This window comes from Pseudomonas sp. CFBP 8770, from assembly GCF_014841705.1.
Lineage (GTDB): Bacteria > Pseudomonadota > Gammaproteobacteria > Pseudomonadales > Pseudomonadaceae > Aquipseudomonas.
In genome coordinates this window covers 232,739-253,321 of sequence record NZ_JACYUL010000006.1, presented here as the reverse complement: position 1 = coordinate 253,321, position 20,583 = coordinate 232,739, and the positions used below count along the sequence as shown (strand labels likewise).

23 protein-coding genes are annotated in these 20,583 nt (G+C 63.5%); 13 read left to right on the top strand and 10 right to left on the bottom strand.

The window, feature by feature from the left end; genetic code table 11:
- Positions 1-6: 6 nt before the first annotated feature.
- Entirely contained in the window at positions 7-753 is a 747-nt protein-coding gene (locus IFT98_RS15430) for a LytR/AlgR family response regulator transcription factor (protein WP_122479920.1), read from the bottom strand.
- Positions 750-1,817, bottom strand: a complete 1,068-nt coding sequence (locus tag IFT98_RS15425) for a sensor histidine kinase (RefSeq protein ID WP_192050116.1) — start codon at positions 1,815-1,817, stop codon at positions 750-752. The genes IFT98_RS15430 and IFT98_RS15425 overlap by 4 nt, the downstream gene beginning before the upstream one ends.
- A gap of 212 nt (positions 1,818-2,029) precedes the next feature.
- Here IFT98_RS15425 and argH point away from each other — a divergent pair, with 212 nt between their 5' ends.
- The 3 genes from argH to IFT98_RS15410 all read left to right on the top strand — a co-directional run bounded on the left by argH (position 2,030) and on the right by IFT98_RS15410 (position 4,172).
- Positions 2,030-3,424 carry an argininosuccinate lyase gene (argH, locus tag IFT98_RS15420; RefSeq protein ID WP_192050118.1) on the top strand — a complete coding sequence of 465 codons (1,395 nt, stop codon included), beginning with the start codon at positions 2,030-2,032 and terminating at the stop codon, positions 3,422-3,424.
- A gap of 94 nt (positions 3,425-3,518) precedes the next feature.
- Positions 3,519-3,797, top strand: a complete 279-nt coding sequence (locus IFT98_RS15415) for a hypothetical protein (protein ID WP_192050120.1) — start codon at positions 3,519-3,521, stop codon at positions 3,795-3,797.
- A gap of 126 nt (positions 3,798-3,923) precedes the next feature.
- Positions 3,924-4,172: a TIGR02647 family protein gene (locus IFT98_RS15410; protein WP_122479924.1), complete on the top strand. Its 249-nt coding sequence runs from the start codon at positions 3,924-3,926 to the stop codon at positions 4,170-4,172.
- Between the two features lie 31 nt (positions 4,173-4,203).
- Here the strand turns inward: IFT98_RS15410 and IFT98_RS15405 are convergent, their stop codons facing one another.
- Positions 4,204-4,440: a DUF1289 domain-containing protein gene (locus IFT98_RS15405; protein ID WP_446730842.1), complete on the bottom strand. Its 237-nt coding sequence runs from the start codon at positions 4,438-4,440 to the stop codon at positions 4,204-4,206.
- Positions 4,441-4,442: 2 nt separating this feature from the next.
- Entirely contained in the window at positions 4,443-4,769 is a 327-nt protein-coding gene (gene cyaY, locus IFT98_RS15400; RefSeq protein ID WP_192050124.1) for an iron donor protein CyaY, read from the bottom strand.
- A 184-nt stretch (positions 4,770-4,953) separates the two neighbouring features.
- Here cyaY and lptM point away from each other — a divergent pair, with 184 nt between their 5' ends.
- From lptM to IFT98_RS15370, 6 genes are read left to right on the top strand one after another with little or no spacing between them, the layout of a single operon-like run.
- Positions 4,954-5,103 (top strand): LPS translocon maturation chaperone LptM, encoded by a 150-nt coding sequence (lptM, locus tag IFT98_RS15395; RefSeq protein ID WP_043192229.1) that lies wholly within the window; start codon positions 4,954-4,956, stop codon positions 5,101-5,103.
- 9 nt (positions 5,104-5,112) lie between these two features.
- The gene (lysA, locus tag IFT98_RS15390) at positions 5,113-6,360 is read left to right on the top strand and encodes a diaminopimelate decarboxylase (protein WP_192050126.1); all 1,248 of its coding nucleotides are present in this window, start codon (positions 5,113-5,115) and stop codon (positions 6,358-6,360) included.
- Between the two features lie 4 nt (positions 6,361-6,364).
- Positions 6,365-7,195, top strand: coding sequence for a diaminopimelate epimerase (gene dapF, locus IFT98_RS15385; protein ID WP_122716010.1), 831 nt, complete (start codon positions 6,365-6,367; stop codon positions 7,193-7,195).
- Positions 7,196-7,208: 13 nt separating this feature from the next.
- The gene (locus tag IFT98_RS15380; protein ID WP_192050128.1) at positions 7,209-7,916 is read left to right on the top strand and encodes a DUF484 family protein; all 708 of its coding nucleotides are present in this window, start codon (positions 7,209-7,211) and stop codon (positions 7,914-7,916) included.
- Position 7,917: 1 nt separating this feature from the next.
- Positions 7,918-8,814, top strand: coding sequence for a tyrosine recombinase XerC (gene xerC / locus IFT98_RS15375; RefSeq protein WP_192050130.1), 897 nt, complete (start codon positions 7,918-7,920; stop codon positions 8,812-8,814).
- The gene (locus IFT98_RS15370) at positions 8,811-9,506 is read left to right on the top strand and encodes an HAD family hydrolase (RefSeq protein WP_192050132.1); all 696 of its coding nucleotides are present in this window, start codon (positions 8,811-8,813) and stop codon (positions 9,504-9,506) included. Before xerC ends, IFT98_RS15370 begins: the two co-directional genes overlap by 4 nt.
- Before the next feature lie 140 nt (positions 9,507-9,646).
- On the opposite strand, the gene sutA is transcribed toward IFT98_RS15370, so the two are convergent.
- The 4 genes from sutA to glnK form a co-directional block, all read right to left on the bottom strand.
- Positions 9,647-9,970 carry a transcriptional regulator SutA gene (gene sutA / locus IFT98_RS15365; RefSeq protein ID WP_122716014.1) on the bottom strand — a complete coding sequence of 108 codons (324 nt, stop codon included), beginning with the start codon at positions 9,968-9,970 and terminating at the stop codon, positions 9,647-9,649.
- Between the two features lie 99 nt (positions 9,971-10,069).
- Positions 10,070-10,495 (bottom strand): secondary thiamine-phosphate synthase enzyme YjbQ, encoded by a 426-nt coding sequence (locus IFT98_RS15360; RefSeq protein WP_192050134.1) that lies wholly within the window; start codon positions 10,493-10,495, stop codon positions 10,070-10,072.
- 201 nt (positions 10,496-10,696) lie between these two features.
- Positions 10,697-12,031 (bottom strand): ammonium transporter, encoded by a 1,335-nt coding sequence (locus tag IFT98_RS15355; RefSeq protein WP_192050136.1) that lies wholly within the window; start codon positions 12,029-12,031, stop codon positions 10,697-10,699.
- 40 nt (positions 12,032-12,071) lie between these two features.
- Entirely contained in the window at positions 12,072-12,410 is a 339-nt protein-coding gene (gene glnK / locus IFT98_RS15350; protein ID WP_002555808.1) for a P-II family nitrogen regulator, read from the bottom strand.
- Positions 12,411-12,824: 414 nt separating this feature from the next.
- Here glnK and IFT98_RS15345 point away from each other — a divergent pair, with 414 nt between their 5' ends.
- From IFT98_RS15345 to IFT98_RS15335, 3 genes are all read left to right on the top strand, one after another.
- Positions 12,825-13,085, top strand: coding sequence for an accessory factor UbiK family protein (locus tag IFT98_RS15345; RefSeq protein ID WP_192050137.1), 261 nt, complete (start codon positions 12,825-12,827; stop codon positions 13,083-13,085).
- A gap of 84 nt (positions 13,086-13,169) precedes the next feature.
- Positions 13,170-14,087 carry a LysR family transcriptional regulator gene (locus IFT98_RS15340; RefSeq protein ID WP_122716017.1) on the top strand — a complete coding sequence of 306 codons (918 nt, stop codon included), beginning with the start codon at positions 13,170-13,172 and terminating at the stop codon, positions 14,085-14,087.
- Between the two features lie 204 nt (positions 14,088-14,291).
- On the top strand, positions 14,292-15,785 hold the full coding sequence (locus tag IFT98_RS15335; protein ID WP_192050138.1) for a YifB family Mg chelatase-like AAA ATPase: 1,494 nt from the start codon (positions 14,292-14,294) through the stop codon (positions 15,783-15,785).
- Between the two features lie 778 nt (positions 15,786-16,563).
- On the opposite strand, the gene amaA is transcribed toward IFT98_RS15335, so the two are convergent.
- Positions 16,564-17,850 carry an L-pipecolate oxidase gene (gene amaA, locus IFT98_RS15330; RefSeq protein ID WP_192050139.1) on the bottom strand — a complete coding sequence of 429 codons (1,287 nt, stop codon included), beginning with the start codon at positions 17,848-17,850 and terminating at the stop codon, positions 16,564-16,566.
- 154 nt (positions 17,851-18,004) lie between these two features.
- A complete protein-coding gene (gene amaB / locus IFT98_RS15325) occupies positions 18,005-19,495 on the bottom strand; it encodes an L-piperidine-6-carboxylate dehydrogenase (protein ID WP_192050140.1) in 1,491 nt (496 codons plus the stop codon).
- Positions 19,496-19,626: 131 nt separating this feature from the next.
- On the opposite strand from amaB, the gene IFT98_RS15320 reads away from it, so the two are divergent.
- Positions 19,627-20,514 (top strand): LysR substrate-binding domain-containing protein, encoded by an 888-nt coding sequence (locus IFT98_RS15320; protein WP_192050141.1) that lies wholly within the window; start codon positions 19,627-19,629, stop codon positions 20,512-20,514.
- Positions 20,515-20,583 lie beyond the last annotated feature (69 nt).

The following is a 20,583-nucleotide window of genomic DNA, read 5'->3' as shown; positions in this document are numbered from 1 at the left end:
TGAAGGCTAGAGGTGCTGCATCATCTTGCGCACGCCGGCCACATGGCGTCGGCTGACGATCAGCGCGTCGCCGTTGAGCCCCTTCAGATAGAGCTGAAAGTGACCCAGGGGCGTGCGCTGCAAGCGCTCGATGCGCTCGCGGGCCACCAGGGCGTTGCGATGGATACGCACGAAGCGATCGCCGAACTCGTCTTCCAACGCCTTGAGCGGTTCATCGAGCAAGACCTCTCCACCCTCATGGCGCAAGGTCACGTACTTGTGGTCGGCAATGAAATAGATCACCTGATCGAGCGGGATCAACTCGATGCCTTTGCGGGTTCGCGCGCTGATATGGCTGCGCGGACCGGTCCCGGCTTCGGCCGCCGGACGTGTCAAGGCGGCCAGTTGCACTCGGTTGGGTTTTTCCGCTTTCTTCAACGCTTCGAGCAGATGCTCGGAGCGCACCGGCTTGACCAGATAACCCACGGCACTGACCTGGAAGGCATCCAGGGCAAACTCGTCATGAGCGGTGCAAAACACCACTGCTGGCGGCGTGTCACGCTCGCACAGCCTGGCGGCGACTTGCAGGCCATCCAGGCCAGGCATGCGAATGTCGAGCAGGACTACGTCCGGCTTCTGTGCCTCGATCATGCTCAAGGCTTCTTCGCCATTGCTGGCGCCGGGTTCGAGCACATGGTAGCCCTCGAGCTCGCCAACCAGTCGGCTCAAACGTTCGCGGGCAAGGGGTTCGTCATCAACGATCAGGACATTCATAGAGCGCTGGATTCCTGCGTGAGTCTCGCACATGGATAACGTAGACAAGTGAAGTGACGACCGTCACGGCGATTCACGCTAAGACTTGCGCGCGGACCGAAAAGTGCCGCAAGTCGAGCGCCAATGTTTGCCAGCGCCTGCTGGGTTCCGCCCGACGCCTGCGCCGTGGCGGCCTCTTGGTAGGGATTGCTGATGGTCAATATGAACTCTCCCCCTTTGTAGTCGGCCTCCACGCTGACCACCCCGCCCGAAATCAATGGGGCGATGCCATGTACCAGCGCATTCTCCAACAATGGTTGCAAAGTAAGTTGGGGGATCGGCAGATCATCCGGGATTGTTTCGATCCTCCAGTGCAACTGTAGACGCTCGCCGAGACGATATTGCTCAATCGATAAATAACGTTTGGCCAACTCCACCTCATCACGCCACATCACCAGGCTGTTGGGCTGGGCCAGACTGGCACGAAACAGGTCGGACAGATTGAGCACCGCCTGCTCGGCCTTGACCGGATCGCTGACCACCAGGCTGGCGATGCTGTTCAAGCTGTTGAACAGGAAGTGCGGGCGAATGCGCGCCTGCAAGGCCTGGATACGCGACTGCAATTCGGCCTGTTGCTGGCGCCGCCACTGGCTTTGCAGGTAGAAGTAGCGCAGCAGCAGGGCCGACATGATCAGCCCGATCAGGGCGTGGCGCAGGTATCGGTTGACCTCCACAGTGGGCGTATCGAGCCCGCCCAGCTGGAAGTAGTCGATCACCGCCGTGCCCGCCAGGGTCAGGCCCACCACCAGGGCGCAGCACAAACCACCCGCCATACCTGGGCGCAGGCGCGCCAGCCAGGGTCGCAGGGCGCAGAGCAAGGCAGCCGAGAGCAGCACGATCCATTGCACGAACAGCGAAGTGAGGGCAAGGCGCACCCAGTTGAAGCCTGGGTTCATGGGTTCGGCCAGCACCAGTACGAACACCAACAGCTGCGCCAGCACGATCAGCATCAACAATGCCTGGGGCAGGCAAAGCTCGGGCAGGAAGAAATCCGGTTCGGAAGTGTTCGACGGCTTGCTGAACATGGGGTGGTTCCTGGCTCTGGCGAAGGTATCAAGCCTGTTCGCGGCCGCTGACCGCTCCCACAGGAATCCGTGCAGATCGTGTGCAGGAGCGGTCAGCGGCCACGAAGGGATCAAAGCAGACAATTGACACCTGCACTATGCCGCCAACAGACCCGGGCCGCATTTGTTATTATTGCGGCAATTTCCCGTTCACGCCTTGCACGAGCCAATTCATGAGCACTGACAAGACCAACCAGTCCTGGGGCGGCCGCTTCAGTGAACCCGTCGACGCCTTCGTCGCCCGCTTCACCGCGTCGGTCGACTTCGACCAGCGCCTGTACCGCCATGACATCATGGGCTCGATCGCCCACGCCACCATGCTGGCCAAGGTCGGTGTGCTGACCGATGCGGAGCGCGACACCATCATCGACGGCCTGCGCACCATCGAGCAGGAAATCCAGGCGGGCCAGTTCGACTGGCGCACGGATCTGGAAGACGTGCACATGAACATCGAAGCGCGCCTGACCGATCGCATCGGTGTCACCGGCAAGAAGCTGCACACCGGGCGCAGCCGCAACGACCAGGTGGCCACCGACATTCGCCTGTGGCTGCGTGACGAGATCGACCTCATCCTCAGCGAAATCACCCGCCTGCAGCAGGGCTTGCTGGAGCAGGCCGAGCGCGAGGCCGACACCATCATGCCGGGCTTCACCCACCTGCAGACCGCGCAGCCGGTAACCTTCGGGCATCACCTGCTGGCGTGGTTCGAAATGCTCAGCCGCGACCATGAACGCCTGGTCGATTGCCGCAAGCGCACCAACCGCATGCCGCTGGGCAGCGCCGCGCTGGCCGGCACCACCTACCCCATCGACCGCGAGCTGACCTGCCGGCTGCTGGGTTTCGAAGCCGTCGGCGGCAACTCGCTGGATGGCGTTTCGGACCGCGACTTCGCCATCGAATTCTGCGCTGCGGCCAGCATCGCGATGATGCACCTGTCGCGCTTCTCCGAGGAGCTGGTGCTGTGGACCAGCGCGCAATTCCAGTTCATCGACCTGCCCGACCGCTTCTGTACCGGCAGCTCGATCATGCCGCAGAAGAAGAACCCCGACGTACCAGAGCTGGTGCGCGGCAAGAGCGGCCGGGTGTTCGGTGCACTGATGGGCCTGCTGACCCTGATGAAGGGCCAGCCGCTGGCCTACAACAAGGACAACCAGGAAGACAAGGAACCGCTGTTCGACGCCGCCGACACGCTGCGCGACTCACTGCGGGCCTTTGCCGACATGATCCCGGCCATCAAGCCCAAGCACGCCATCATGCGCGAAGCCGCGTTGCGCGGTTTCTCCACCGCTACCGATCTGGCCGATTACCTGGTGCGCCGTGGCCTGCCGTTCCGCGATTGCCACGAGATCGTCGGGCATGCGGTCAAGCATGGCGTTGACACCGGCAAGGACCTGGCGGAAATGAGCCTGGAAGAGCTGCGCCGATTCAGCGACCAGATCGAAGCGGACGTGTTCGAAGTGTTGACCCTGGAAGGCTCGGTCAATGCCCGCGACCACATCGGCGGCACGGCACCGGCTCAGGTACGTGCAGCAGTCGCTCGCGGCCGCGATTTGCTGGCGGCTCGCTAGGCGCCTGGCAGGTCCGGCCTCTTCGCGGGCAGAGCCCTCTGCCCGCGAAGGACTCCCCACAGCACCCGACATTGACCTTGATCGAGAACATCCCATGAGCGACAACCTGCCAGACGAAGACGAAGCATTTGCCGAAGCCACCCTCACCCAGGCCATCGAGAATCAGATCGAAAGCGACAACCCGCCCGCAGCCAAGGCCACGTTCAACAAGCTGACGCTGGTGGGCTACGAGCGCGAGGACATCCTCAACATGATGGCTCATGTACTGGCGATCGAGATCGATGCCATTCTGGAACAGGATCGCGCTTTCGACACCGCCTGGTACGAAGCCGCCCTGCGCGCTCTGCCCGAGCTGCCACCGGAAAAAGTCTGACACCGCGCAGGCGCGTTCGCCCGCAGCTGACTACACTGGAAAAACCCCGCTGCCACAGTGTCGGGGTACAGCGTTCAGCGCCACTCGGCGCTGTCGTTCATTCCATAAGAAAAGTCGGGAGCGCCTATGTCGTCCTACACCCCGGAACTGGTTGCCGAGCTGGAAATCCTTGCCCTGTTCAACCTCGGCAACACCATGGAAGGTCTGAAAATCCACCACACTGCATCACCTGCGGCCATTGCCGCCGCCACTCGCCTGCATGAAAAGGAATTGATCACCAAGCCCGATGGCGGCTACCTGACCAGCCTGGGCCACGAGGCCGCCGGGCACGCGCAGTCATTGCTCACCATCCTGACGGTGGCCGAGCCTGCCTGAGTATCGATGGGCTTGGTGAAAGCAGGTCTTGTCAGTCGTCCGCAGGCGCCGACAGCGCCTGCAACCGACGCAGCTCGGCCGTAGCGATGATCTGGCGCCGCGTATCGTCATCGGCCGAGCGCCAGGCGCGGATATCTTCGACATGGCGAAAACACCCCTGGCAAACGCGCTCTTCGTCCAGCCGGCACAGGCTCACGCAAGGTGACTTTACCGACGGACTGACGTTGCTGTAGAGAGGCTTGGGCGCGCGTGCAGGCGGGTTCACCATCATCAGATCTCTTCGAAGTCCAGCTCGACGCCGGCCTGTTCCTCGGTCGCCCGGGCCAGTACCTCGCCCAGCAGCTCCTCGGATTTCTCGCAGCTCCACTTGCCCAACTCTTCGTCGTAGTCGAAGTGATAGCCACCGGAGCGCGCGGCCAGCCACAGCTGGCGCAGCGGCTCCTGGCGGCTGATGATCAGCTGGCTGCCGTTGTCGAACTTGATGGTCATCATGCCGGCGGAAATGTCGATGTCCTCGGCATGGTCTTCGAGCAAATCCTCCACCGCCTTTTGGGTGGCATCGACCAGGTCGTGGAAACGGGCTTCGGTCAAACTCATTGCAGGAACCTCGGAAAGTGTCTGTTCGCGCTAGGGGCGGCAAGATACGAGCAGCCAGCGGTTTATGCAAAGCATAATGCACCCGTCTGGATCGGTGGCAACGCTGGCGGCCCACCTGCATAGCCACCATGCCGGGCGCTGGGTATACTCGGGCGCAATTACTGCTTATACAAAGGATTTCGCCATGAAGCGCCTGATCTCTTCCCTGGCCGCGCTCGTCGCCGTTGCCTGCCTGGTGTCCGCCTGTGGTCAAAAGGGCCCGCTGTACCTGCCCGATGACAGCAAATCTCCCGAGGACCAAGCCAAGTCGTCGCAACCGCACAAGCACTACTAAGGGAACACCATGGACGCTTTTCAACGCCGCGACGGTGAACTGTTTGCCGAAGGCGTAGCCCTGTCGGCCGTGGCCCAGCGCTTCGGCACGCCGACGTACGTCTACTCGCGCGCCCACATCGAGGCGCAGTACAACGCCTACGCGGATGCCTTGCAGGGCACCCCGTCGCTGGTCTGCTTTGCCGTGAAGGCCAACTCCAACCTGGCCGTGCTCAATGTCCTGGCGCGTTTGGGCGCCGGTTTCGACATCGTCTCGGGCGGCGAACTGGAGCGCGTACTGGCCGCGGGCGGGCGCGCCGAACGCGTGGTGTTTTCCGGCGTCGGCAAGACCCGCGCCGACATGCGCCGCGCCCTCGAAGTCGGCGTGCACTGCTTCAACGTCGAATCCACCGACGAGCTGGAACGCCTGCAGGAAGTCGCCGCCGAACTCGGCGTGCGGGCACCGGTGTCGCTACGGGTCAACCCGGACGTCGACGCGGGCACCCACCCGTACATTTCCACGGGCTTGAAAGAGAACAAGTTCGGCATCGACATCGCTGCTGCCGAAGACGTCTATGTGCGTGCCGCGCAGTTGCCCAACCTCGACGTGATCGGCGTGGATTGCCACATCGGCTCGCAGTTGACCACCCTGGCACCGTTCCTCGATGCCCTGGATCGCTTGCTCGACCTGGTCGATCGCCTGGGCGACTGCGGCATCTACCTGCGCCACATCGACCTGGGCGGTGGCCTGGGCGTGCGCTACAGCGACGAGCAGCCGCCGCTGGCCGCCGATTACATCCAGGCCGTGCGCGAGCGCCTGGACGGTCGCGAGCTGACCCTGGTGTTCGAACCAGGGCGTTTCATCGTGGCCAATGCCGGGGTCTTGCTGACTCAGGTGGAATACCTCAAGCATACCGAGCACAAGGATTTCGCCATCGTCGATGCGGCGATGAACGACCTGATTCGCCCGGCCCTGTACCAGGCATGGATGAATGTCAGCCCGGTCACGCCGCGCGAAGGTCAGGCGCGTGCCTACGACATCGTCGGGCCGATCTGCGAAACCGGTGATTTCCTCGCCAAGGAGCGTGAACTGGTGCTGGCCGAAGGCGACTTGCTGGCCGTGCATTCGGCCGGCGCCTACGGCTTCGTCATGAGCTCGAACTACAACACGCGCGGCCGCTGTGCCGAAGTACTGGTCGATGGTGACCAGGCATTCGAAGTACGCCGCCGCGAGACCGTGGCCGAGCTTTTCGCCGGCGAAAGCCTGTTGCCGGAGTAATCCCATGCTACTGCGTTTTACCAAGATGCATGGCCTGGGCAACGACTTCATGGTGCTGGACCTGGTCAGCCAACATGCCCATATCCTGCCCAAGCATGCCAAGCAATGGGGCGATCGCCACACCGGTATCGGCTTCGATCAACTGCTGCTGGTCGAGGCGCCGAGCAATCCTGACGTCGACTTCCGCTATCGCATTTTCAATGCCGACGGGTCTGAAGTCGAGCAGTGCGGCAACGGCGCGCGCTGCTTCGCCCGCTTCGTGCTGGACAAGCGCCTGACGGCCAAGAAAACCATTCGCGTGGAAACCAAGGGCGGCATCATCACCCTGGACGTGCGCAGCGATGGCCAGATCAGTGTCGACATGGGCCCGCCGCGCCTGGTGCCGGCCGAGATCCCGTTCCAGGCCGACGCCCAGGCGCGCAGCTACGCGCTGAGCGTCGATGGCCAGAGCGTCGAGATCGCCGCCCTGTCCATGGGCAACCCCCATGCAGTGCTGCGTGTCGACGACATCAACAATGCACCGGTGCACGCGCTGGGGCCGAAGATCGAACACCATCCGCGCTTTCCGGCGCGGGTGAACGTGGGCTTCCTGCATGTGGTGGACCGCACCCGCGCGCAGTTGCGCGTCTGGGAGCGTGGCGCTGGTGAAACCCAGGCTTGTGGCACCGGCGCCTGCGCCGCTGCGGTCGCGGCCATAAGCCAGGGCTGGATGGACTCGCCGCTGCTGCTCGATCTGCCGGGCGGCCGCCTGTCCATCGAATGGGCCGGGCCAGGCCATTCGGTGATCATGACCGGTCCCGCAACGCGGGTCTTCGAAGGACAAGTGCGTTTATGAGCGAGTACAGCCAATGACCGATCAGCCTCAAGTACCCGCGCCTGCGGAGCTCCTGGAGGCTTCGGCCGTGGCCGAGTTTCTCGCCGCCAACCCGGCGTTCTTCGAGCAGCATGAAGAACTGCTCACGCAACTGCGCCTGCCTCACCAACGCGGCGACACGGTGTCGCTGGTCGAGCGGCAGATGACCCTGCTGCGTGATCGCAATGGCGAGATGCGCCAGCGCCTTTCGCACCTGATGGAGGTTGCGCGCGACAATGACCGCCTGTTCGAGAAGACCCGCCGCCTGATTCTGGCCATGCTCGATGCGACGTCCCTGGACGAGCTGGTGATCAGCGTCGAAGACAGCCTGCGCGAAGACTTCCAGGTGCCCTTCGTCAGCCTCATCCTGTTCAACGACATTCCCGCCCCGGTAGGCCGCAGCGTGACCAGTGGTGAGGCCCAGCAGGCCATCGGTGGCCTGCTGTCCGAAGGCAAGTCGCTCAGTGGTGCCCTGCGCGAACACGAGCTGGCGTTTCTGTTCGGCAGCGACCAGGCCTCGCAGGTTGGCTCGACTGCGCTGGTGCCATTGATGCATCAAGGCCTGCACGGCGTACTGGCCATCGGCAGCCGCGACCCTGCGCACTACAAGAGTTCGGTGGGCACGCTGTTCCTCAGCCATATCGGCGAGGTGCTCAGCCGGGTATTGCCACGCTACACCGGCGCCCTGCGCTCGGTACGTTGAGGTGCGCGAACAACTGGATGCCTACTGCACGCACCTGCGCAGTGAGCGCCAGGTGTCGGTGCATACCCTGGATGCCTACCGGCGCGACCTGATCAAGGTCGTCGAGTTCTGCGAGAAGGAAGGCCTGGCGACCTGGCAGGCACTGGACATCCAGCTGCTGCGACGCCTGATCGCTCGCCAGCATCAGCAGGGGCAGTCGTCGCGCAGCCTGGCGCGCCTGCTTTCGGCAGTCCGTGGCCTGTATCGCTACCTCAATCGCGAAGGCCTCTGCAGCCACGACCCGGCCAATGGCCTGGCGCCGCCCAAGGGCGAACGTCGCCTGCCCAAAACGCTGGACACCGATCGCGCCCTGCAGCTGCTCGAGGGTGCGGTGGAGGACGACTTCCTGGCCCATCGCGACCAGGCCATTCTCGAGCTGTTCTATTCCTCAGGCCTGCGCCTTTCAGAACTGACCAGCCTCGACCTCGGGCAACTCGACCTTGCCGACGGCCTGGTGCAGGTGCATGGCAAAGGCAGCAAGACCCGCGTGCTGCCCGTGGGGCGCAAGGCCCGCGCAGCGCTGGAGCAGTGGCTGGCCCTGCGCTCGATGAGCAACCCCATCGACGATGCCGTGTTCGTCAGCCAGCAGGGCCGCAGGCTCGGGCCGCGCGCCATCCAGGTACGAGTCAAGGCCGCAGGCGAGCGCGAGCTGGGGCAGAACCTGCATCCGCACATGCTGCGTCATTCGTTTGCCAGCCACCTGCTCGAGTCGTCCCACGACCTGCGCGCCGTGCAGGAGATGCTTGGCCACGCCGACATCGCCACCACGCAGATCTATACCCACCTGGACTTCCAGCACCTGGCCAGTGTCTACGACAGTGCCCACCCACGGGCCAAACGCAAAGGCGGCGACTCATGAGCATCAAGCTGATCACCTTCGACCTCGACGACACCCTGTGGGACACCGCCCCGGTCATTGTCAGCGCCGAAGCCATCCTGCGCGACTGGCTGGCCGACCAGGCGCCGAAACTGGGCCCGGTGCCGGTGGAGCACCTGTTCCAGATCCGCCAGCGCCTGGTCGACGCCGACCCTTCGCTCAAGCATCGCATCAGCGCGCTGCGCCGTCGTGTGCTGCTGCACGCCATGCAGGAAGCTGGCTATGCCGAGGATGAAGCGGCCTCGCTGGCCGACAAGGCCTTCGAAGTATTCCTGCACGCTCGGCATCAAGTGGACATCTTTCCCGAGGCCCAGCCAGCCCTGGAGATCCTTTGCAAGCGTTATACCTTGGGCGTGGTTACCAACGGCAACGCTGACGTGCGTCGGCTGGGCATCGCCGATTTCTTCACGTTCGCGCTGTGTGCCGAAGACCTGGGTGTGGGCAAACCGGATTCGCGACCCTTTCTGGAAGCCATGCGCCTGGGCGCTGCGGGCGCACACGAATCGGTACACATCGGTGATCACCCGGGCGATGACATCGCCGGTGCGCAGAAGGCGGGCATGAAGGCCATCTGGTACAACCCGCAGGGCAAGCCATGGGCCGCCGATGGCAGACCCGACGCCGAGGTCGCCAGCCTGGCCGAACTGCCTGCGTTGCTGCACCAGCTGGGCTAGTCACCGCACCTCTGTTGCAGCACCCTCATGCTCTTGCCGGGCGTAGCCCCGACCCGCGCCATCACTGCCTACCCCGCGCCCACAAAAAAGCCCGCAGCGACCGCGGGCTTTTTCGATGTTGCTGCGAGCACGGCGAGCCGTCAGATAGGGCGGCTACCGTACTTGTTGTCCGGCTTCTTGGGTGGATCGGCCACCACATTGGGCTCGACTTCCTGCACCTTGCCGCCACGCGACAGGAACTCTTCCATCGCCCGAGCCAGCGCATCGCGCTCTTTGTTCTTGGCTTCGATACTCGGCAGTTCATCCACCGACACCGCCGCCTTGGCCTTGCCCTTGGCAGCGGGCGCAGGTGCGTCGCTACCGTCGTCCTCCGCAACGTCTTCGGCAGCCGCCTCGAGGGTTTCCTCGGCCTCGTCTTCTTCGCCTACTTCGAGGTCGTCGTTTTCCAGATCATCGTCGCTCATGTTCTACCTCATGACTTGCGAAAGCAGATTATTTATAGCCCAGCTTTACCTTATGTCGACGGTTGCCGGAAAAAATTCATATCCACTGGTAACCAGCGGTCAAGCGTCCTCGCCATACAGCGTGGCAAGGACCCGACGCGCGCCGCCATGATCGCGATGCTCGCCCAAATAAATACCTTGCCAGGTACCTGTCGCCAGCCTTCCCGAGGTCACCGGAACGGTCACCTGGCAGCCCAGCAGGCTGGCCTTGAAGTGCGCTGGCAGGTCGTCGGGCCCTTCGTCGTTGTGTTCGAAGCCGTCTGCGCCTTGTGGCACGAGGCGGTTGAAGAAACGCTCGAAGTCCCTGCGAACGGCCGGATCGGCGTTTTCGTTGACGGTCAACGACGCCGAGGTGTGTTGCAACCACAAGTGCAGCAGGCCCGTGCGGCATTCGCGCAGGCGCGGCAGTTGTGCGAGCAACTCGTCAGTCACCAGGTGAAACCCGCGGGGCTTGGCTCGCAAGGTGATGAGGGTCTGCTGCCACATACCGTTCTCGTCCGTTCGGGGCGCATTCTAGCGCGCTCTGGGAAAAAGCAAAGAGCCTGTTCGCGACTGTTTTGCACTGAGCCACCGCGCGCGATCGCCACGGTAACAGGCGGTCCCGGCGGCAAACCCGCAGGACCTGAAGCAGATGACAAATCGCAGGCAAAAAAATGCCCGGCAAGCCGGGCATTTTTTTCCGAACGGTTACAAGTTGTAGCCGCGCTCGTTGTGTTGCGCGAGGTCAAGGCCAACGGCCTCTTCTTCCTCGTTGACTCGCAGACCCATCACCGCATCCAGTACCTTGAGGATGACGTAGGTCACGATACCGGTATAGACCACGGTGAAGCCGACGCCCTTGAGCTGGATCCAGACCTGCGCGCCGATGTCTTCGACGGTGCCGAAACCACCCAGGGCGGGCGCTGCGAACACGCCGGTCAGAATCGCGCCGACGATGCCGCCGACGCCGTGTACGCCAAAGGCGTCCAGTGAGTCGTCGTAGCCCATCTTGCGCTTGAGCGTAGTGGCGCAGAGGAAGCAGATGACACCGGCCACCAGGCCGATTGCCAGTGCGCCCATCGGACCGACAGTACCGGCCGCCGGGGTGATGGCCACCAGGCCAGCAACCACGCCCGAAGCAATACCCAGTGCGCTGGGCTTACCGTGGGTCAGCCACTCGGCGAACATCCAGCCCAACGCCGCAGCAGCGGTGGCAATCTGGGTGACCAGCATTGCCATGCCAGCGGTGCCGTTGGCCGCCGCAGCGGAACCGGCGTTGAAGCCGAACCAGCCGATCCACAGCATGGCCGCGCCGATCAGGGTGTAGCCCAGGTTGTGCGGTGCCATCGGGGTGGTTGGGTAGCCCTTGCGCTTGCCCAGCACGATGCACGCTACCAGACCGGCAACACCGGCGTTGATGTGCACCACGGTGCCGCCGGCGAAGTCCAGCACGCCCCAGTCCCACATCAGGCCGCCGTTGCCGGACCAGACCATGTGCGCGATGGGTGCATAGACCAGGGTGAACCAGATGGCCATGAAGATCAGCATCGCGGAGAACTTCATGCGCTCGGCGAAAGCACCGACGATCAGCGCCGGCGTGATGATGGCGAAGGTCATCTGGAAGGTGATGAACACTGCTTCAGGGAACAGTGCCGCCGGGCCAGTGATGCTGCTTGGTGTCACGCCGCTGAGGAAAGCCTTGGACAGCCCGCCGACGAACGAATTGAAGTTGACGACGCCCTGCTCCATGCCAGTGGTGTCGAAGGCCAGGCTATAGCCGTAGACCATCCACAGGATGCTGATCAGGCCAGTAATGGCGAAACACTGCATCATCACCGAGAGCACGTTCTTGGAGCGCACCATGCCGCCGTAGAACAACGCCAGGCCAGGAATGGTCATGAACAGCACGAGTGCGGTCGCGGTCAACATCCAGGCGGTGTCGCCGGAGTTGAGAACGGGGGCTGCCGCCTCGTCCGCCAGGGCAAGGCCGGGCATTGCAAGGGACAACAGGGCTCCTAGCCCTGCGAATTGACGCAGAGTCATATTGTTTACTCCTGGGGCGTTGGGTTGTGTCGGCTTTTTTTTAGATTGCGTCGGTATCGGTTTCGCCGGTACGAATGCGAATCGCCTGTTCCAGATTGACCACGAAAATCTTGCCGTCGCCGATCTTGCCGGTGTTGGCGGCCTTGGTGATGGCTTCGATGACGCGATCCAGATCCTTGTCATCGATGGCGACGTCGATCTTGACCTTGGGCAGGAAGTCGACCACGTACTCCGCGCCGCGATACAGCTCGGTATGGCCTTTCTGCCGACCGAAACCCTTGACTTCGGTAACGGTGATGCCTTGCACGCCGATTTCCGACAACGACTCGCGCACGTCGTCCAGCTTGAATGGCTTGATGATGGCAGTGACTAGCTTCATGAAACTCTCTCCCGAATTGGTGGACTTGCCCCAGGAAAACAAACCCGGATCAAGTCTAAGCGCAGTGCCTGGCTTTGTAACGCGTCGTCGACCCCCGCAGCCCGGACCGACACCCGATAAGCGACTGCTGACGAAACACTTCCCGCGAAGCTGCGCACTGTTCTCGTCACAACGAGTCCATCAGTGCATGGGTCACTTGGCTCTAAGCAGAAAGCTTGCCATGTCGTGCAAACCGCGAGATTTGGCCACCCTGCGCGGCTTTTGTGCAGTGGTTTGAGCAGGCAGCGTGGGCAAGCGCACAACAAGGGTGCAGCGCTGGGCACACCTGTGCGCGAAAACCGTGCGCGGCGGCTCGGCTTTTCAGGGCATGGCTGCGTGATACACTGCGCATCACTTTGCCTCAGGAAATTTCCCATGCTCCCGCCCAAAGCGTTCCTCGACACCCTGAGCGACCATGCCTCGCGCCTGTTCAGCGGTGACACCGCGCAGCCGCGCGCAGAGCTCGAAGGTCAGTTCAAGGCGTTGCTGCAGTCGGGCTTCAGCAAGCTCGATCTGGTCAGCCGTGAGGAATTCGACAGCCAGATGGTTGTGTTGGCGCGTACCCGTGCGCGTTTGGAGAGCCTGGAGGCCAAAGTCGCCGAGATGGAAGCCAAGGCAGCACCCAAGGCCCAGTAACCTGGACCGCAGCTTGATTGCCGATCGGCTGCACTGATTTACGCCACGCTCGGCATTGCCATTGAACAGCAGGGATGTGCTTCGATGAACCGCAACGAGCTGCGCAAGGCTGATATCAACCTGATGGTGGTGTTCGAAGCCCTCATGCTCGAACGCAACGTCACCCGCGTCGCGGAAAAGCTGTTCCTCGGTCAGCCCACGGTCAGTTCAGCCCTGAACAGGCTGCGCGCCTTGTTCAACGACCCCTTGTTCATTCGCATCGGCCATCGCATGGAGCCCACCGCGCGCGCCGAGGAAATCATCCGGCACCTGTCCCCGGCGCTCGATGCAATGTCGGTAGCGCTGAGCCTGACCCACGACTTCGAACCGGCCGTGAGCACCATGACTTTCCGCATCGGCCTGTCCGACGACGTCGAATTCGGCCTGCTGCCGCAGGTGCTGCGCGCCTTGCGCACCGAGGCGCCGAAAGTGGTGATCGTGGTGCAGCACGTGGATTACTGGCGCATTCCCGACCTGCTCGCTTCCGGCGACATCACCGTGGGTATCAGCCAGACCCGCGGCCTGCCGGCCAACGCCAAGCGTAAACTGCTGCGCCGCATGCGTCCTCGCGTGCTGCGCGCCGACAAGTCGGCCACCCCGCTGACCCTGGACGAATACTGCGCCCGCCCCCACGTACTGGTGTCGCCGACTGCGCATACCAGCGGCATTGCGGACGAGTGGCTGCAGGAAATTGGCCGCACCCGCCAAGTGGTGCTGTCGGTGCCCCAATTCAGCTCGCTTCCCGCCCTGCTCGCCGGCACCGACATGCTCGCCGGCCTGCCCGACTACGCCGCCACCGCGATGGCCGCCCACGGCAACTTGTTCGACGAACCACTGCCGTTCGATGCGCCAACGCTGGATTTGTCGATGGTGTGGTTGAGCATTACCGATACGGATCCGGCGGAGCGCTGGTTGCGGTCACGGTTGGAAGCGTTCATGGGGGATCGGGGTGGGGTGGTGTAGGGTCGCAACAAAGTGTCACCCATCTCACAAACTCGCCTTGGTGGCGGGTTCGTCGCTGAAAAGCAATCTCTGGAAACCATGACCCGCCGGCTGCTTCCGTCCGTAGCACCGTGAATCATTTCCGCACTGGCGTCCCCTTCCCCATCCACTACCCTCGCACCACCACCGCAGGAAGCGGTTCCTCTTTCAACGCATGGAGCACGCATGTCTCTCGCTATCGTTCACAGCCGAGCCCAGGTGGGTGTGGGTGCGCCTGCGGTCACGGTCGAGGCGCATCTGGCCAATGGGCTGCCGGCGCTGACGCTGGTGGGGCTGCCGGAGGCCTCGGTCAAGGAAAGCAAGGACCGCGTGCGCAGCGCGATTCTCAATTCGGGGCTGGAGTTTCCGGCACGGCGGATCACCTTGAATCTGGCGCCGGCGGATCTGCCGAAGGACGGCGGGCGGTTCGACCTGGCCATTGCGCTGGGCATCCTGGCGGGCAGCGGGCAGATCCCGGCCATTACCCTGGATAACGTGGAATGCCTGGGCGAGCTGGCGCTGTCAGGGGCCGTGCGGCCGGTGCAGGGTGTCTTGCCCGCTGCCCTCGCCGCTCGCGATGCAGGGCGAACGTTGATCGTGCCCAGGGATAACGCCGAAGAGGCAGCGCTGGCCTCGAACCTGACGGTGATTGCCGCGGATAATCTGATGCAGCTGGTCAGTCACTTCAATGGGCGCAACCCGATCAGTCCTTTCAATGCCAATGGCCTGCTGCTGTTGAGCAAGCCCTATCCGGACCTGAGCGAAGTGCAGGGCCAGGTCGCGGCCAAGCGTGCACTGCTGGTGGCTGCCGCTGGCGCGCACAACCTGTTGTTCAGCGGCCCACCGGGCACCGGCAAGACCTTGCTCGCCAGTCGACTGCCCGGCCTGTTGCCGCCGCTGGACGAGCGCGAAGCGCTGGAGGTGGCGGCCATCCAGTCGGTGGCCAGCCATGTGCCGCTGAAGAACTGGCCGCAGCGGCCCTTTCGGCATCCCCATCATTCGGCCTCGGGCGCTGCGCTGGTGGGCGGTGGCAGTCGGCCACAGCCCGGGGAAATCACCCTGGCGCACCATGGCGTGCTGTTTCTCGATGAACTGCCGGAGTTCGACAGGAAGGTACTGGAGGTCTTGCGCGAACCCTTGGAAAGCGGCGAAATCGTGATTGCGCGGGCGCGGGACAAGATCCGTTTTCCGGCGCGGTTTCAGTTGGTGGCGGCGATGAACCCGTGCCCCTGCGGATATCTCGGTGACCCCAGTGGCAAATGCCAATGCGGCAGCGACCAGATCCAGCGGTACCGCAACAAGCTGTCCGGGCCGTTGCTCGACCGGATCGATCTGCATCTGACAGTGGCGCGCGAGGCGACGGCGCTGAGCCATGTGCCACAGGCGGGTGAGAATACGGCCAGTGCTGCCAGCAAGGTGGCCGAGGCGCGTGAATTGCAGAATCGACGTCAGGGTTGTGCCAATGCGTTTCTCGATCTGCCGGGGTTGCGCGAGCATTGCAGGTTGTCGGTCGAAGATGAGCGCTGGCTGGAAACCGCCTGTGAACGGCTGACGCTGTCGCTGCGAGCGGCGCACCGGCTGTTGAAGGTGGCCCGCACCTTGGCGGATCTGGAGCAGACGAAAGACATCGAGCGGGCGCATGTGGCGGAGGCGTTGCAGTATCGGCCGTCGGCACAGTGAGCGATGAAGCAGAAGCGACAAGCGTCATTGCGTTTCAGCAGGCCAATCGGGGATACCGCCGACGCGGCTTGCGCCGCTGCTACAGGGGATTGGGTATTCATACATCACCGCGTCGGTCGTGAATGCGGTGGCCATGCATCACCGCGCCGGTCGTGAATGCGGTGGCCGTGCATCACCGTGTGGGTCGTGAATGCGGTGGCCGTGCATCGCCACGTCGGCCGTGGATGCGGTGGTCGTGCATCACCGTGTCGGCCATGGATGCGGTGGTCGTGCATCACCGTGTCGGCCATGGATGCGGTGTTCGTGCATCACCGCGCCTGTCGTGGATGCGGTGGTCGTGCATCACCGCGTCGGTCGTGAATGCGGTGGCCGTGCATCACCGTGTGGGTCGTGAATGCGGTGGCCGTGCATCGCCACGTCGGCCGTGAATGCCGTGTTCGTGCATCACCGCGTCGGTCGTGAATGCGGTGGCCGTGCATCACCGCGTCGGTCGTGAATGCGGTGGTCGTGCATCACCGCGTCGGTCGTGAATGCGGTGGCCGTGCATCACCGCGTCGGTCGTGAATGCCGTGTTCGTGCATCACCGCGTCGGTCGTGAATGCCGTGTTCGTGCATCACCGCGTCGGTCGTGAATGCGGTGGCCGTGGCTCACCACGCCGGCGGGGGATTGCGATACCCCTGTAGCAGCGGCGCGAGCCGCGTCGGCGGTGGGTGCGGTGTATCTGTCGGGACGCGATCGGGGCCAACGCGGCTTGCGCCGCTGCCACAGGGGTTGAGGCTACAAAACCACGCGCAGGACTTGGCCGGCGTGGTAGAGCGAGAAGCCGGTTTCATAGACGCCGGTGCGCAGGCTTGGAGCCGACACCGGTTTGTCCGTGCAGAACGGCAGGGGCAGCTTGTCGGCCTGGCCATGCAGCAGAAACTGCGCCAAGGCCTTGCCCACGACGGTGCCGGTGGTATTGCCGCGGCCATTGTAGCCGGTGACCGAGACCAGCCCCGGGGCGGGTTCGAACAGGCGCATGAGGTGGTCGGGGGTGAAGTCGATGCAGCCGGTCCAGTGCATCTCCCATTCGACCTTGCCCAACTGGGGAAAGTAATGGGTCTGGATGCGGTCGGCCCAGCGGCGGATGAACCAGGCCGGCTTGTTGTCCACCCGGCCCATGCTGCCGAGCAACAAACGGCCATCGTCGTCACGGCGAATGCTGCTCAGTACCAGGCGGGTGTCCCAGGAACCCTGTCCGTGTTTGAGCACAGCGTCTGCCGCAGCCGAGTGCAGAGGTTTGGAGGCCACCTGGTAGTAGTAGCCACGGAAGAACTGACCGCGCAGGTTGCACCAATCCCCTTCGGTGTAGGCACCGGTAGAGATCAGTACCTTGTCGGCGTTGACTTCGCCCTTGGCGGTCTTGACCAGCCAGCCACCACCCTGCTGTTCCAGGCCCAACACCGGCGAGTGCTGGAACACCTGCCCGCCCAGGCGCTCGACGGCCGCGCCGAGGCCACGGGTATAGGCCATGGGGTTGATGGTACCGGCGCGCCGGTCGAGCAAGGCCGCTTCGATCTTTTCAGTGCCGCAGTAGTCGACGCATTGCCCCCCGGTGAGCAGTTCGACGTCGGCGCCCCGCCGCTGCCATTGCTCGCAGCGCGATTTCAGGTCGGCCACGCCATTGGCGTTGTGGGCCATGTGCAGGGTGCCGTCGTTGTGCGCCTGGCAGTCGATGCCATAGCGCTTGATCAGCGCGAAGACTTCAGCCGGCGCGCCGCCGAGCACGCTGTTGAGGCGACCGCCCACCGCACTGCCCAGGGTCTGCTCGACTTCGTCGGGTGGAATCCAGGTGCCGGCGTTGACCAGCCCGACGTTGCGGCCCGAACCACCGGTACCGATCTCACTGGCATCGAGCAGCACCACACGCTTGCCCTGCTCCAGCAACTCGATGGCCGCGCACAACCCGGTGATGCCGCCGCCGATCACGCAGACATCCGCCTTTACCGCACTGGCCAGAGCCGCCGTGTGAGGGGGCCTGGCGGTGATGTGTTCCCAAAGACATTGTTGCCGTAGTTCGCTCATGACTCATTCCAAGCCAGGGAAATCGGGTTCGGACCGCGACGCCGTCATCGCGGGCAGAGCCCGCTCCCACAGGGATATCCATTGCAGCAAAGATCCCTGTGGGAGCGGGTTCCACCCGCGATAGCGCCAGCCCCGCCACCACATCACTCAACCATCAATCAAACACGATGCCTTGGGCCAGCGGCAGTTCGCGCGAGTAGTTGACGGTGTTGGTCTGGCGGCGCATGTAGGCTTTCCAGGCATCGGAGCCGGATTCGCGTCCGCCACCGGTTTCCTTCTCGCCGCCGAAGGCACCGCCGATTTCCGCGCCGCTGGTGCCGATGTTGACGTTGGCGATGCCGCAGTCGCTGCCCGCTGCGCTCTGGAAGCGCTCGGCTTCACGCAGGTCGGTGGTGAAGATGCACGAGGACAGGCCTTGGGGTACTTCGTTGTTCAGGCGCAAAGCCTCGTCGAAGTCCTCGTAGCTCAATACATACAGGATCGGCGCGAAGGTTTCGTGGCGCACGACATCCGACTGACCAGGCATTTCGACGATGGCGGGCGCGACGTAATAGGCATTCGGGTACTGATCGGCCAACTGCCGCTCGCCACCGAACACTTCACCGCCTTCGTCGCGAGCCTTGGCCAGGGCGCCTTGCATGGCTTCGAACGATTGCTTGTCGATCAGCGGGCCGACCAGGTTGTCCTTGCGTGGATCGCCGATGCGCACTTTGGCGTAGGCGGCTTTGACGCGAGCTACCACTTCGTCCTTGATCGAGCTGTGCACGATCACCCGGCGCAAGGTGGTGCAGCGCTGGCCAGCGGTGCCCACGGCACTGAAGAGAATGCCGCGCACGGCCAGGTCGAGGTCGGCGCTGGGGGCCAGGATCATGGCGTTGTTGCCGCCCAGTTCGAGGATGGTGCGGCCAAAGCGCGCAGCGACCCGCGGACCGACTTCGCGCCCCATGCGGGTGCTGCCGGTAGCGCTGACCAGGGCGACGCGCGGGTCATCGACCAACGCCTCGCCCGCTTCGCGGTCACCGATGATCAATTGCGCCAGGCCTTCTGGCGCATCGCCGAACTGCTGCAGGGCCTTGTCGAACAGTGCCTGGCAGGCCAGCGCGGTCAACGGGGTCTTTTCCGATGGTTTCCAGATCACCGAATCGCCGGCGACCAGGGCCAGGGCGGTGTTCCATGCCCACACTGCCACCGGAAAGTTGAAGGCGCTGATCACACCGACCACGCCCAGCGGCTGCCAGGTTTCACGCATGTGATGGCCTGGGCGCTCGGAAGCGATGGTCAAGCCGTACAGCTGGCGCGACAGGCCGACGGCGAAATCGCAGATGTCGATCATTTCCTGCACTTCACCCAGACCTTCCTGGGTGATCTTGCCGGCTTCGACCGAGACCAGCTCGCCGAGCTGGGCCTTGTGCGCGCGCAGGACTTCGCCGAACAGGCGGACCAGCTCGCCACGACGGGGTGCCGGCACGGTACGCCAGGCCAGGAAGGCGCTATGCCCCAGCTCGATCTTGGCCACGACCTGCGCCTTGGATTCCAGGCTCACCGAGGCGATCTGGCTGCCGTCGATTGGGGTGTGAACAGGATGGTTGCCATCCTTGAATGCACTCGCCGCAACACCAAGGCTTTCGAGCAGGCCATCGACCATTGTTTTCTCCTCACAAGGCTTTAACGATAAGAACGAATTGAGATCAGTATTAATCCGCAGGCCAGACCACCACAACGGAGCAATATTCCATATATCATTCCCTCACCTCATGACCTTGCGCCGATGCCTCCATGTCAAAACGCCTTGTTCCTTCGATGACGGCCTTGCAGTGCTTTGAAGCAGCCGCCCGCCACCTGAGCTTCACCCGCGCGGCGGAAGAACTGCACCTGACCCAGAGCGCGGTCAGCAAGCAGGTCGCGCAGCTCGAAGACATGCTGCGTCACCACCTGTTCCTGCGCATTCGTCGGCGCCTGCAACTGACACCGGCCGGCTCGCTGTACCTGGCCGAGGTGAACAAGATCCTCACCCAGGTGGACATTTCCAGCCGCTACATCCTGTCCTACGGCGACGAAACCGAAGTGCTCACCGTCGCCACCCAGCCCAGCTTCGGCGTGGGCTGGCTGATCCCCAAGCTCAAGGGTTTCGGCAAGGCGCACCCCAATATCCATCTGGACATTCGCAACGAACTCGAGCCCTTCGCCTTGCTGCAGGCCAAGGCCGACGTAGGGTTTTTCTTCGGCCAGGGCACCTGGCCAGGAGCGACCTGTATCGAGCTGTTCGACGATCAGGTGGTGCCGGTGTGTGCGCCCGACCTGCTCGACCAGCCGCTGACCCACGCCGAACAGTTGGCCGAGCTGGTATTGATGCAATGCACGTCGCGCCCCGAGGCCTGGCACGAGTGGTTTCTGGAACAGGGCCTGAGCGCCCAGAACAGCTACCACGGTCCGCGCTTCGATACCTTCTACATGTGCCTAAGCGCTGCCTTGTCCGGTTGCGGCGTGGCCCTGGTGCCGCGCTACCTGGCAGAGAACCACCTGGCCAACGGCGATCTGGTCATGCCTTGGCCACACACCATGAGCAGCCAGGGCGCGCATTTCGTCGCCTTTGCCGAACATGCCGCGGAAGTGCCGAAGGTGCGCGCGCTGGTCGACTGGATTCTGGGGCAGATCGCCCATTAGCAGCGCAGCATGAACGACAGCGAAGCCGACCTGCAGGAATGACCCCCGCACTTTTTTTCGCTTGATCGC